The sequence below is a fragment of the Rhodococcus yananensis genome (genome assembly GCF_020515525.1).
Taxonomy (GTDB): domain Bacteria; phylum Actinomycetota; class Actinomycetes; order Mycobacteriales; family Mycobacteriaceae; genus Rhodococcus; species Rhodococcus yananensis.
Genome location: NZ_JAIYEP010000004.1, coordinates 31,328 through 44,431 on the forward strand (window position 1 = coordinate 31,328; position 13,104 = coordinate 44,431).

Annotated in this window: 12 protein-coding genes and 1 pseudogene; 9 read left to right on the top strand and 4 right to left on the bottom strand. The window is 66.8% G+C overall.

The window, feature by feature from the left end; all coding sequences use genetic code 11:
- Positions 1-23: 23 nt before the first annotated feature.
- Positions 24-899: a glucose-1-phosphate thymidylyltransferase RfbA gene (rfbA, locus tag LDQ05_RS01470; RefSeq protein WP_226435122.1), complete on the top strand. Its 876-nt coding sequence runs from the start codon at positions 24-26 to the stop codon at positions 897-899.
- Positions 900-903: 4 nt separating this feature from the next.
- Positions 904-1,482, top strand: coding sequence for a dTDP-4-dehydrorhamnose 3,5-epimerase (gene rfbC, locus LDQ05_RS01475; protein WP_226435123.1), 579 nt, complete (start codon positions 904-906; stop codon positions 1,480-1,482).
- A gap of 50 nt (positions 1,483-1,532) precedes the next feature.
- Here the strand turns inward: rfbC and LDQ05_RS01480 are convergent, their stop codons facing one another.
- Together LDQ05_RS01480 and LDQ05_RS01485 are read right to left on the bottom strand one after the other, a co-directional pair.
- Complete coding sequence (locus tag LDQ05_RS01480; protein WP_226435124.1) at positions 1,533-2,408, bottom strand: PDDEXK-like endonuclease domain-containing protein; 876 nt, start codon at positions 2,406-2,408, stop codon at positions 1,533-1,535.
- A gap of 89 nt (positions 2,409-2,497) precedes the next feature.
- Positions 2,498-2,977 carry a GtrA family protein gene (locus LDQ05_RS01485; RefSeq protein WP_287222213.1) on the bottom strand — a complete coding sequence of 160 codons (480 nt, stop codon included), beginning with the start codon at positions 2,975-2,977 and terminating at the stop codon, positions 2,498-2,500.
- An 83-nt stretch (positions 2,978-3,060) separates the two neighbouring features.
- Here LDQ05_RS01485 and dprE1 point away from each other — a divergent pair, with 83 nt between their 5' ends.
- The 3 genes and pseudogenes from dprE1 to LDQ05_RS01500 all read left to right on the top strand — a co-directional run bounded on the left by dprE1 (position 3,061) and on the right by LDQ05_RS01500 (position 7,159).
- Positions 3,061-4,485 (top strand): decaprenylphosphoryl-beta-D-ribose oxidase, encoded by a 1,425-nt coding sequence (dprE1, locus tag LDQ05_RS01490; protein ID WP_226435125.1) that lies wholly within the window; start codon positions 3,061-3,063, stop codon positions 4,483-4,485.
- Positions 4,485-5,246: a decaprenylphospho-beta-D-erythro-pentofuranosid-2-ulose 2-reductase gene (gene dprE2, locus LDQ05_RS01495; protein WP_226435126.1), complete on the top strand. Its 762-nt coding sequence runs from the start codon at positions 4,485-4,487 to the stop codon at positions 5,244-5,246. The genes dprE1 and dprE2 overlap by 1 nt, the downstream gene beginning before the upstream one ends.
- A gap of 84 nt (positions 5,247-5,330) precedes the next feature.
- Positions 5,331-7,159, top strand: a pseudogene (locus LDQ05_RS01500) (galactan 5-O-arabinofuranosyltransferase).
- On the opposite strand, the gene LDQ05_RS01505 reads toward LDQ05_RS01500, so the two are convergent.
- Positions 7,137-7,559, bottom strand: a complete 423-nt coding sequence (locus LDQ05_RS01505; protein ID WP_226435127.1) for a DoxX family protein — start codon at positions 7,557-7,559, stop codon at positions 7,137-7,139. The pseudogene LDQ05_RS01500 and the gene LDQ05_RS01505 overlap by 23 nt on opposite strands.
- Before the next feature lie 123 nt (positions 7,560-7,682).
- On the opposite strand from LDQ05_RS01505, the gene LDQ05_RS01510 reads away from it, so the two are divergent.
- The 4 genes from LDQ05_RS01510 to LDQ05_RS01525 all read left to right on the top strand — a co-directional run bounded on the left by LDQ05_RS01510 (position 7,683) and on the right by LDQ05_RS01525 (position 10,175).
- A complete protein-coding gene (locus LDQ05_RS01510) occupies positions 7,683-8,003 on the top strand; it encodes an SAV_915 family protein (RefSeq protein WP_226435128.1) in 321 nt (106 codons plus the stop codon).
- Positions 8,000-8,275: a hypothetical protein gene (locus tag LDQ05_RS01515; protein ID WP_226435129.1), complete on the top strand. Its 276-nt coding sequence runs from the start codon at positions 8,000-8,002 to the stop codon at positions 8,273-8,275. Before LDQ05_RS01510 ends, LDQ05_RS01515 begins: the two co-directional genes overlap by 4 nt.
- A gap of 161 nt (positions 8,276-8,436) precedes the next feature.
- Complete coding sequence (locus tag LDQ05_RS01520) at positions 8,437-9,432, top strand: hypothetical protein (RefSeq protein WP_226435130.1); 996 nt, start codon at positions 8,437-8,439, stop codon at positions 9,430-9,432.
- 161 nt (positions 9,433-9,593) lie between these two features.
- On the top strand, positions 9,594-10,175 hold the full coding sequence (locus tag LDQ05_RS01525) for a hypothetical protein (protein WP_226435131.1): 582 nt from the start codon (positions 9,594-9,596) through the stop codon (positions 10,173-10,175).
- 51 nt (positions 10,176-10,226) lie between these two features.
- Here the strand turns inward: LDQ05_RS01525 and LDQ05_RS01530 are convergent, their stop codons facing one another.
- Entirely contained in the window at positions 10,227-13,016 is a 2,790-nt protein-coding gene (locus LDQ05_RS01530; protein ID WP_226435132.1) for an FAD-binding and (Fe-S)-binding domain-containing protein, read from the bottom strand.
- Positions 13,017-13,104 lie beyond the last annotated feature (88 nt).

Below are 13,104 nucleotides of genomic sequence, written 5' to 3' on the forward strand. Positions count from 1 at the left end.
CTACCCATGCGAGACTGGCGCCCATGCGCGGAATCATCCTGGCCGGCGGGACCGGATCGCGGTTGCACCCCATCACCCAGGGGATCAGCAAACAACTCGTCCCGGTCTACGACAAGCCGATGATCTACTACCCGCTGACGACCCTCATGCTCGCCGGGATCCGCGACGTCCTGGTCATCACCACCCCGCACGACGCCGCACAGTTCCGGCATCTCCTCGGTGACGGATCACGGTTCGGGATCCACATCACCTATACCGTGCAGGAACAACCCGACGGGATCGCGCAGGCCTTCGTCCTCGGCGCCGAGCACATCGGCACCGACGCGGTCGCGCTCGTGCTCGGCGACAACATCTTCTACGGCCCCCGCCTGGGCAGCCAACTCACCCGGTTCGCGGACGTCGACGGGGGCGCGGTGTTCGCCTACCGGGTGTCGGATCCGAGCGCGTACGGGGTGATCGAGTTCGACGGTGACGGCCGGGCCCTGTCGTTGGAGGAGAAACCCGCCGACCCGAAGTCGCACTATGCGGTGCCCGGGCTGTACTTCTACGACAACGACGTGGTCGAGATCGCACGCGGACTGCGCCCGTCCGCACGCGGCGAACTGGAGATCACCGACATCAACCGCACGTACCTGGCCTGCGGGAAACTTCAGGTCGAGGTGCTTCCGCGCGGCACCGCGTGGCTCGACACCGGAACCTTCGACTCGCTGCTCGACGCCTCGAACTTCGTCCGCACCCTCGAACAGCGCCAGGGGCTGAAGATCGGTGTGCCCGAGGAGGTGGCGTGGCGACGCGGATTCATCACGGACGACGAACTGCAGGAGTTGGCACGGCCGCTGGTGAAATCCGGTTACGGCACCTATCTGCTCCGACTGCTCGAACTGGGAAGGGACCACTGAGGTCATGGATCACCGCGAACTGACGATCGCCGGGGCGTGGGAGCTCACTCCGAGGCAGTTCGGGGACCACCGAGGGGTCTTCCTCGAATGGTTCCGGCAGTCCACGTTCGCCGACGTCGTCGGCCGGACCCTCGACCTCGCGCAGGCCAACTGCTCGGTGTCCGCAGCCGGCGTGCTGCGCGGAATCCACTACGCCGACGTTCCGCCCGGCCAGGCCAAGTACGTGACGTGTGTGTCCGGTTCGGTGCTCGATGTCGTCGTCGACCTGCGGGTCGGGTCGCCCACCTTCGGACAGTGGGATTCGGTGCTGCTCGACACCGTCGACCGTCGGGCGATCTTCCTGTCGGAAGGGCTGGGGCACGGATTCCTGGCATTGGAGGATCACTCGACCGTCGTCTACCTGTGCTCGACGGGATACGCCCCGGAACGCGAGCACGAGGTCCACCCCCTCGACCCCGCGCTCGGCATCGACTGGCCGACGTCCGGACCGGGCGGGCCCTTCACGTTCGAGCTGTCCGCGAAGGATCAGGCTGCGCCGACCCTCGCCGAAGCCCACGACGCAGGCCGACTCCCCCGATTCTGATGCGACTTGTGCAGGTTCTTGCTCGCTGAGCAGGCGAGAACCTGCACAAGTCAGCGGCGGCGGGCAAGGGCTTCACATATCCGGCGGATGACACCTTCGGGATCGTCGTTCAAGGTGTGCCAGGTGAACCGAAGGACATGCCACCCGGCGTTCACGAGGATGTTCTGACGCTCCGTGTCCCGGCGGAACCGCTCCGGGTCGCGGTGCCACCTCCACCCGTCGACTTCGATCGCGACGCGTTCCTTCTCGAATGCCACATCGATCTCGAACCCACAGCTCCGGACGTGTATCCGCCAGCCGTCCAGCCCGGCCTTGCGCAACAGGTGGAGCAGCAGTCGCTCGGCTTCCGAGTGCCCACCGGACTCCGCGACGTCCAGAAGCCTCGCCGCGGCAACTGTGCCGTGGCGACCGGCATTGCGTTCGTGTGCCCGGCGGAGTTCGGCCAATGTCGTGTGCCGCTGCAAGGCGCGGTCCATGAGGGCCGTGCCACCCGGAATCACCACCGCGGTCTCGAGCACGGTCAACGGAAGTGCGGTGACCGGAAGGTGCCGCACCACGAGGGTGTCCTTCCACGGCAGATCACGGCGGCGCACGGACACGGCGTGGGACCGGGGTCGGTACCGGTTCCGGGGCACGGTCACGTGAATCCGATCAGGAACCGAGTCGAGCAGACCGTGCCACCAGCAGGCGCTGGGACCGGACGCCACCGCGTCGAATCCTGCCCCGTAGACCGCCGCTCGTAGTTCGACGGCCGGGGTGCGTTCGCGGTCTGCGCGCTGGTAGACACCCGTTTCCACGGGGATCCACTCGCCGGACCGGAGGAGACGGCCGACGGCGGACGGACTCATCTGACATGCCAGTGCTTGTGCACGCGTGATGACGCCGTCCTGCCGCGCCAGTATCGCGAGGATCTCGTGCCGGTCCATGCCCTTCAGACGCAGCCGCTCGTCGAACGGTTCCGTTTTTCGGTTTTGTGCAGGTTTTTGACCGCTGAGCGGGCAGAAACCTGCACAAATCAGCGGATCCGGAAGATGACCAGCCGCTGCACCACGAAATTGATCACGGTCGCGGTGCCCTGCGCCACGACGAACGCGAACGGCGTGACCCACCACGCATCCGACATGGCGTCGTTGAGCAGGCCGTTGATACCCACCTGCGCGGTGAACGTCACCGCGTACAGAATCACGACGGCGACGAACCGCGCCTTGCTGGGCGGCGCCTGGAACGTCCAGCGCCGGTTGATGAGGTAGGCGGTGGTGGTGCCGGCCACGAACGAGATGGCCTTCGCGACGTCGCGGCCCACACCCAGCGCCATGAGCAGCACGTACAGGCCGTAGTCGACGATCGCCGACAGCCCCCCGGTCAGCACGAACCGCACCAGCTGCGTCTTCAGGTCGAGCGCTTCGTCGGCCGTGGAATCGGTCAGCGGAAGCTCCGGGGCCAGCGGAACGTGGTGTTCCGGGAGCGGCTGGACGTGGTCGTGGGGCTCGGGCACGCAGTCGAGGGTACTGCCCGTATCACGTCGGTGACCTACGGCATCTGCCGCCCCGCACCGGGTCGCGGGTAGCCTCTATGCCGATGTCCACGACAGCGAACGAGCAGGCCGTCGAGCCTCTCCCCACCAAGACACGCACCCTGACCGGTTGGGGGCGCACCGCGCCGACCACCGCGGAGGTGCTCTCCACGCCTGATGTCGAACTGATCGCGAAGGCAGTCGCCCAGGTTGCGGAGCAGAACGAGTCGAAGCCATCGCACCTGCGTCGCGGTGTCATCGCCCGAGGACTCGGCCGCTCGTACGGCGATCCCGCGCAGAACGCCGGTGGCCTCGTCGTCGACATGGCCGCTCTGAACAAGATCCACAGCATCGACCGTGACTCCCGCAAGGTCGTCGTGGACGGCGGCGTGAACCTCGACCAGCTGATGCGGGCGGCCCTGCCGTTCGGGCTGTGGGTTCCCGTCCTTCCCGGTACCCGGCAGGTCACCATCGGTGGTGCGATCGGGGCCGACATCCACGGTAAGAACCATCACAGCGCCGGCAGCTTCGGCAACCATGTGCGCTCGATCGACCTGCTCACCGCCGACGGGCAGATCCGCACGTGCACACCCAGCGGGCGCAACTCGAAGCTGTTCTGGGCGACCGTCGGCGGCATGGGCCTGACCGGCATCATCCTCCGCGCGACCATCGAGATGACGCCCACCGAAACGGCGTACTTCATCGCCGACAGCATGCGCACCGAGTCGCTCGACGAGACCATCGCCGTGCACAGCGACGGCTCCGAGGACAGGTACGACTACTCGAGTACCTGGTTCGATGCGATCTCGGCACCGCCGAAGCTCGGGCGCGGGGCGGTCTCCCGCGGGTCGCTGGCAACTCTCGACCAGTTGCCGAAGAAGCTGCAGAAGAACCCCCTCGCCTTCGACGCGCCGACACTTCTCACGCTCCCGGACGTGTTCCCGAACGGACTGGCGAACAAGTTCGACTTCTCGATCGTCGGCGAGTTGTACTACCGGAAGACGAAGAACGCGACCGGGCAGATCCAGAATCTGACGGCGTTCTATCACCCCCTCGACCTGTTCGGCGAATGGAACCGCGCGTACGGATCGAAGGGTTTCCTGCAGTACCAGTTCGTGGTGCCCACCGAGGCCGTCGACGAGTTCAAGAAGATCATCGTCGACATCCAGTCATCGGGTCACTACTCGTTCCTCAACGTGTTCAAGCTGTTCGGTGAGGGAAACAAGGCGCCGCTGAGCTTCCCGATGAAGGGCTGGAACATCTGCGTCGACTTCCCCATCAAGGCCGGCCTGAACGAGTTCGTCCGCGAACTCGACAAGCGTGTCCTCGAGTTCGGGGGTCGCCTCTACACCGCGAAGGATTCGCGGACCGACGCCGAGACCTTCCATTCGATGTACCCGCGGATCGACGAGTGGCTGAAGGTGCGCCGCGACGTCGACCCCACCAACGTGTTCGCCTCCGATATGTCCAGAAGGTTGGAACTGAACTGATGATCAACGCCGTCGGCAACCCCCAGACCGTGCTGCTGCTCGGTGGCACCTCGGAGATCGGCTTGGCGATCGTCGAGGAGTACCTGCGCAAGGCACCGGCCCGCGTCGTCCTCGCAACCCTCCCCAACGATCCGCTGCGGGAGAAGGCCACCGACCAGATGAAGGCCGCCGGTGCGACGAAGGTCGACCTGATCGACTTCGACGCGCTCGACACCGAGTCCCACCCCAAGGTCATCGACGAGGCCTGGCAGGATGGCGACGTCGACGTCGCCGTCGTCGCGTTCGGGCTCGACGGCGACTCCGAGGAGCTGTGGCAGAACCAGCGCAAGGCCGTCCTCGTCGCGAATGTCAACTACACGGCCGCGGTGTCGGTCGGTGTGTTGCTCGGCGAGAAGATGAAGGCCCAGGGTTTCGGGCGGATCATCGCGATGTCGTCGGTCGCCGGTGAACGCGTCAAGCGCGCGAACTTCATGTACGGGTCGTCGAAGGCCGGCCTCGACGGTTTCTACCTGGGTCTCGGCGAGGCCCTCCGCCCGTTCGGCCCCCGCGTCACCGTCGTGCGCCCGGGGCAGGTGCGCACCAAGTTCAGCGCGCACGTCGCCGAGGCTCCGTTGACGGTGAACAAGGAGGACGTCGCCGGACTCGCGGTCGCCGCCTCCGACAGGGGCAAGGAGATCGTGTGGGCGCCCGGACCGTTCCGGTTCGTGATGATCGTGCTGCGGCACCTGCCGCGGGCGGTGTTCCGCAAACTTCCCATCTGACTAGGCTCGGTGGCCGTGACCGACACGAGCACCACCGTCATCCCCGTCGCCCCCTGGCGTAAGGCCGCGACGACCGCCGGCCGCATGATCGCGGCGGTGGTCGTCGCGGTCGTCGTTTCGGGGGTCGGCCTGTTCGTGTTCGCACGAGTGCAGTGGCCGGCGTTCAACTCGTCCAACGTGACGCAGGCCGTGACGACGGTGATGCAGTTCGTCGCTCTCGCCGCGCTGGGACTGTCGGTCCTCCTGTTGCGTCGCCGTCGCTGGGTGACCGGTGCGAGGGTCTTGTCGTGGGCGGCGCTGTCCGGGTTGGTCACGGCGACGCTCGGGATGCCGCTGGCGGCGACGAAACTGTATCTGCACGGCGTGTCCGTCGATCAGGAGTTCCGCACCCAGTTCCTCACCCGCCTCACCGACAGTGTCGCGCTGCACGACATGAACTACGCGGACGTCCCGTCGTTCTATCCGGCCGGTTGGTTCTGGGTCGGCGGTCGTGTCGCGAACATGCTGGGCATGGACGGGTGGGAGGCGTTCAAGCCGTATTCCATCGCGTCGCTGGCGGTCGCGGCGGTGGTGGCGCTGGTGCTGTGGTCGGAACTCGTCCGGTCGGATCTTGCGGTGCTCGCGGCGACCGCGTCGACGGTGATCGTGCTGGCCTACGGGTCGCCGGAACCGTACGGCGCGGTGATCGCGCTGCTCATCGCACCCGCTCTCGTCCTCGCCTGGGGTGCGCTCGCACCCGTGCGGTGGTGGGGACGGGACTGTTCCTCGGATTGGCCGCCACGTTCTACACCCTGTACCTGGGATCCGCCGCGTTCACGGTGACCGTGATGGCGGTGACCGCGGCGGTACTCGCCCGGCGCGCCGACGGTTCGTGGCGAGCCGCCTTGCCGGTGCTCGGCCGGTTCGTCACGATCGCCGCGATCGCCGCGCTAGTCGCACTGACGGTGTGGGCGCCGTTCATGATCGAGGTGCTCACCGGAGGTACCACCGCAGGGTCCGGCACCGCCACCCACTACCTGCCCGACACCGGCGCGCGACTGCCACTTCCGATGTTCCACTTCTCCCTCGTCGGTCTGCTGTGTCTGCTCGGGACGGTGTGGCTCGTGGGGCGGGCGCCGTCGTCGCGGAGAGCTCAGGCTCTCGGCCTCGGTGTGATCGCGGTCTACCTGTGGTTCCTCGCGTCGATGGCGTTCACCGCGCTCGGCAACACTCTCCTCGCCTTCCGGCTCGAGGTGATCCTGCTGGTACTCCTCGGTGTTGCCGGGACGTTCGCGTTCGTCGACTTCTCCCGCTGGATCAGCCGCGCGACGAGCGACAATCCGAATGTGCGCCGGGTGCTGGTTGCGGTCGGTGCACTCGGGGCGCTCGCGTTCACCCAGAACATTCCGCAGGTGCTGGCCGGGGAGATCACCGTCGCGTACACCGACACCGACGGCGACGGTGAGCGGGCCGACCAGCGACCACCCGGCGCCGCGTCGTACTACGCGGAGATCGACGAGACGTTGCTCGCGCAGCTCGGCGGCGACCGCCACGACCACGTCGTACTCACCGCCGACACCACGTTCCTCGCCTTCCACCCGTACTACGGGTTCCAGGCGCTCACGTCGCACTACGCGAATCCGCTCGCGGACTTCGAAGGTCGTGCTGCGGAGATCGAGAGATGGAGCGAACTCGGGTCCACCGACGAACTGCTCGCGGCATGGGACGACCTGCCGTGGCGTGCGCCCGACGCCGTCGTCTTCCGGCAGGGCGCCGAGGGCTACACGTTGCGGTTGGCCGAGGATGTCTACCCGAACGACCCGAATGTGCGTCGGTACACGGTGACCTTCCCCAAAGAACTGTTCGACGATCCGCGTTTCACCGTGACGGAGGTGGGGCCGTTCGTCGTGGTCACCCGCGACGAATCGGCATGATCGAACGGACTTCGTTGTCGCGCAGCCACAATCCCGCCCATACGAGGATGCCGGTGTAGATCGGGAACAGTGTGGTGCTGACGATGGGTTGCTCGGTGAGCAGATTCGTCGCGACGGCACCCCCCAGGTAACCGGTGAGCAGCACCGCCCCGAGGATCGACGTGACGGACAGGACGTACAGACCGAGGCAGATCAGCAACACCACCCCGAACACGCGGTTCAGGCTCGGATCGAATCCGAGGTCCGCCATCGCGTCCTGGACCTGTGAAGTGTTCAGCATGTGGATGATCGAGTCGAACAGCAGGAACAACACGACGAGTGCACTGATGATCCACCCGGCGGTGCGGGCAGCCTTCGACGGGGTGGTCGCGGTGGTCGTGGATGCGGTACCGGCGGTCATGGCGGTCTCCCGAGGTTGCGGCGATGGTGTCGCATGTACCGACCGGGCGGGATCCGGAAACTCATCACCGCTGCGGTAGAGTCGCGCCGGGTCGTACGGGGGCTACGACCGAATGGGGGTTCGATGGACGACGTTCTGTACGTGCCGACTCGCCGCCGTGACGGATCGGGGCAGGTCCGGTTGGAGATGCGCACCCTGGCCGACGGCCGGTTGGCATTGCCCGCCTACACATCGCTGCAGGAACTGGTCCGCTGTTGCGGACCGCAGCAGCCGTGGATGGGTATCGACAGCGCGGGACTGGAACAGATTCACCGAACTACCGGATACGACGTGGTCCTGCTCGATGCGAGGCAACCGCCCCCACCGCCTCCATCGACCGACGACGGGTATCGCCGTCCTCGAAGTTGGCTGCAGGATCCGCTGGGGAGGCCGCGGACGTCATGAGTATCGAGATCGGAGACCTGAACTCCGTCGCACGCCATCTGGCAGTCGGCGCGATCGGAATCGATGACCTCGGATCCGACACCACCGACTTCCCGGATGCCGGCACATCGACCGCGCTGCTCGTAGACGCTCTCGGGGAGATCGCATCAGCGTTGGACGTGGCGGTCCGGTCACTCGCCGGTGCAGCCGACCTGACCCAGAACAGTCTGCGCGACTACCAGGAGACCTCCGAACGCTATGCCGTGGAGATCGCGAAGGCCGGTGAACGATGAGCCTCGACACACGAGTCTTCGGTGATCCCGCCTCGTGCTCCTCGTGCGCCGATTCGCTCACCGTTCTCGCTACCGGCGTAGGGGAACAGTTGAAGTCGGCGCGCGACGCCCGCACCGAATCCGAGTACGAGTTCCGAAGTCCCGCCGGCGATGAGTTCCGGGTGACGCTCGATGGCATCATCTCCGGAACAACGGAGGCAGCGGACCAGGTCGATGCGATCGGAACTGCTCTCCGCTCTTTCGCAGCCGACATCACCACCGCCAAGGCGCGGATGTCTCAGGCCGAGTCGACGGCCTCGGATGCCGGCATCCCTGTCGAGTTCGGTACCGCCATCGGGGATCCGGTCATGATCGACCCGAACTCGTATGACGTCGCGCCCCAGGTTCTTCGAGCCAGACAGGTCGTCGCCTATGACGCCGCAGCGGGGCTTGTCTCGGAAGGCCGCGCGATCGAGGCGGCAGCGCACGGCACATTCGCGGAGGCCATGCACGGACCGATGACGATCTTGAAGGACGCGAAGGCCCAGTGGGGTTGGCTGGCCGCATTCACCGTCACCGGATATATCGGGACCGCCTTCGCCGAGTTGACGAAATGGAACGCGATTGCGGAGAGTCGGGGGGCAAATCTGACTAGGTTACACCAGCTCGCCGCAGAAGCAGCACGGCTGAACGATCCGTATCCGGAAGCCACGGCAGCCCGAGCGGTCCGGGCCTTCCAGGGCGGCGCCGACGATGCCGCCCGATTCGCGGCGGAGAACTCCCGGCTGCTCGCCGGACTCGGTGACAACAAGGTCGTCCAAGTTTTCGGTGGGAACGTCGACTCACTTCTCCCGAACGGATCAACTTTCACCAGTATCGGATCCAGAATCCCCGTTGTCGGCGCGGGTTTGACCATCATCCAAACCGGCTACGACGTGTACAACACCGAGACCACAGGCGACGCAGTGAAGGCTGTAGCAAAGGACGTCGGCGGGTTCGTTGCAGGAACTGTTGCGACCGAATTGATCCTCGCCAGCGCAGCGGGCGGGCCCGTCACTCTGCTCGCCGTCGGCGCTGGTGTCGGCGTCGCATTCGGGGTCGGTGAAGCGATCGAGCACTGGGACGACATCACCGGTGCCGCCGGTTCGGCTGTGCGCTGGGTCGGCAATCTTTTCTGAGGAGCACGATGCACACATCCGACCTGCCTCCGATCCCCGACCCGGTCACCGGCGAACCCCGACCACCCCGCGCACCACGCATCCACAACGGCACCGCAACCACACCGATGGACCGCTCACCTCGGAGACGGCCCGCACCACCACCGGACAGCCTCGGACCGATGCTCGAATGGGACCAACCGACGTTGCGCGACCAGTACTTTGCCGCGGCAGTCATGGCAGGCCTTTCCATCGCTCTGATCTCGGTGCAAGCTGGATTCGAGTGGATTCACTGGTGGTGGTACTGGACGATTGTGGTGACATTTTCCTGGATAATATTCCGCGCGTGTGGGAATTCGTGGTCAGCGGCCGGCGCCACCTGGGTGCAATGGCGCAGTAGCTGGGTCGACACCTACCACCTCACCCGCATCCAGTTCTCCGCCGACGGCTACGCCCGCGTCCTGCGGCTGAAGGACGTCCACGGCAACACAATCCACTCATTCAAGATCCACGACCTCCAAGCCAACCCCGACCTCTGGGACCTCGTCTACAACGGCATCCTCCACTCCGTCGCCTCCGGCAACTGCGACATCGACGCCAAGACCCGTCGCGTCCTGAAAATTCCCCACCGTACCGAACCTCGAGCCACCCGATTCACTCCGAAGAAGAACGGCACGACACCCGACCCGCTGGCCCGCACCACCGGTCGTCCCAGAAATTACGTGCCGCGTAAGGGACGTCACCGTCCCTACCGCGGCGCGTGAGATACCGACCACCTCGTATCCACTTCGTCCACACCTCCGAACTACTGTGGATCACGACGATGGATGAGGCAGGCCGGACGCGAGGAGCTGCGCGAGGTGGATGCCGCGACGGTCGGTGAGGTCGTCGAGTTGGGTGCGGCACGAATACCCGTCGGCGAGGATCACGGCGTCCGGGGACGCCGCTTCCACCGCGGGCACCAGTTGCGTGTTCGCGACGGCAACCGACACCTCGTAGTGTCCACGCTCGACACCGAAATTGCCTGCCAGGCCGCAACACCCACCGAGTCGAGTGACGTCGGCACCGGCACGGCGGAGTAGCGCGGCATCGGTGTCCCACCCCATGACCGCGTGGTGGTGGCAGTGGGGTTGCGCGACGACGGTCACGCCATCCAGCGAGGGCTGCTGCCAGTCGCCGAGCAGTTCCGCGAGGGTGCGAGTGGAGTCCGCGACCACCCGGGCCGGTTCGGAACCGAGCAGTTCCACGGTGTCGGACCGCAGCACACCGGTGCACGACGGTTCGAGCCCGACGATGGGCGTTCCGGCACGGAAGAGTTCGGTGACGGTGCGCCCCAGCATCTTCCGTGCCGTGTCGAGCTGGCCGGTGGTGATCCACGTGAGCCCGCAGCACTGAGGACGATCGGTGATGCGTACGCGATAGCCGGCGGCCTCGAGCACCTCTACGGCAGCGACACCGACGTGCGGGGTGAAATGATCGGTGAAGGTGTCGACGAACAGCAGAACGGGCTCGCCGGTGCGCGACCGTTGCCGTGCAGTGGCGGTGAACCACTTCCTGAAGGTGGTGGTGGCGAACTGCGGGATGCGACGGCGACGGTCGAGTCCCGCAACCGTCAGGCCGGCCGACCGCGCACCCGGCAACCGGGTCAGCGTGTTGACGACGCCGGGCATTCGGGAGGCGAGCGCCGCCCACGTGGGGAGTCGGCCGAGCGTGTAGTGACTCATGGGACGGAGCCGCCCCTTGTACGTCTGGTGGAGCACCTCGGATTTCCACATGGCCATGTCGACTCCGGTGGGACAGTCCGATGCACACCCCTTGCAGGACAGGCACAGGTCGAGCGCGTCGTGCACCTCGGGTGACCGCCACGAATGGGTGACGAGACCGCCGTTGAGCATTTCCTGCAGGGCTCGGGCGCGACCGCGTGTGGAGTCCTTCTCCTCGCGGGTCGCCTGGTACGACGGACACATGACACCGCCGACAGCGGTGGTGTCGGCACGGCACTTTCCGACACCGGTGCAACGATGCACGGCCCGGGTGAAGTCGCCGTCGTCGTCGCGGTACCGGAACCCGAGGTCGGTGCGCAGGGCACGCGCGGCCGGGACGCGCAGATCGGCGTCGACCGGCCGGGGGTCGACCAGGACCCCGGGATTGAGGATGTCGTCGGGATCGAACACGGCCTTGACCGCGCCGAACAATCGGATGGCCTCCGGCGAGTACATCAGCGGCAGCAGTTCGCTGCGGGCACGGCCGTCGCCGTGCTCCCCCGACATCGACCCACCGTACGACGACACGAGCTGTGCTGCGGAAAACAGGAATTCACGAAACATGCCCGGGATCTCGAGGGGGATGTCGAGGCGGATGTGAATGCATCCGTCGGCGAAGTGTCCGTACGGGAATCCGGTGATGCCGTAGCTGTCGAGCAGCTCGTCGAAATCGCGCAGGTAGTCGCCGAGCCGTTCGGGTGGGACGGCGGCATCCTCCCAGCCGGCGTGCGCGGGCAGCCCTTTCGGGCTGCGCCCGGACAACCCGGAGCCGTCTTCGCGGATCCGCCACAGCGCCGCGGCGCGCGAGGGGTCGTCCACCCGCAGACCGTCGACGGCGCCGGCGGACGCCACCAGGGTGTCGGAGCGCGCGCGGAGTTCGTCGGGATCGTCGCCGGCGAGTTCGACGAACAGCCAGGCGGCCCCGCCCGGCAGCGGCGGCACCGCGCCCGGGCCACGGCGGGTCCGGACGACGTCGACGATGCGCGAGTCGATGCCCTCGCAGGCCGTCGGACGGAACCGCAGCAACGTGTGTGCCGCGGAGCCGGCCGCGACGATGTCGGGATAGCCGAGCACGACGAGGGAACGCAGCGGAGCGTCGGCGACGAGCCGCACGGTGGCTCCGGTGACGACCCCGAGCGTGCCCTCGCTGCCGACGAGGAAGCGGTGCACGGCGAAACCGTTCTCGGGCAGCAGGTGTTCGAGGGCGTACCCGGACACCTGCCTGCCGAACCGGCCGAACTCGGTGCGGATCGTCGCCAGGTGACCACCGACGAGTTCACGCAGCGGGTCGAGCAGCGCATCGTGGCCCGGTAGCGCGAGAGCGTGGCCGGTGCCGGTGAGCACGTCGAGTCCGACGACGTTGTCGGATGTGCGACCGTAGCCGAGTGCGCGGGCACCGCACGCGTTGTTGCCGATCATCCCGCCGATCGTGCAGCGGTTGTGGGTGGACGGGTCGGGACCGAACCGCAGGCCGTGGGGTGCCGCGGCGCGCTGCAGATCCGCCTGGATCACACCGGGCTGCACCCGCGCGGTGCGCGCCTCCGGATCGACGTCGAGGACCCGTCCGAGATACCGGGAGAAGTCGAGAACCACACCGGTGCCGACGGCATTTCCGGCGAGCGACGTCCCGGTTCCCCGCGCGGTGAGCGGTATCCCGTCCCGGCGACACACGTCGAGCGTGGTGGCCACCTCGTCGACGCTGCGGGGGAACACGACCGCCGACGGCGGAACCCGATACAGCGAGGCGTCGGTCGAGTAGAGGGCGCGGGTGGTGGTGTCGTCGCGAACGTCGGAGACCCCGGCACGCCGCAGCGCACGCGCGATGGCCGACGAAGAGTCCATGGGTGTCGATGCTAGTGCTGTGATCGCATGTGCCGGATGGGGTCGCGGATACCCGTCCGGATTGCGCTCGGGTGCCGCCGACCGGTTC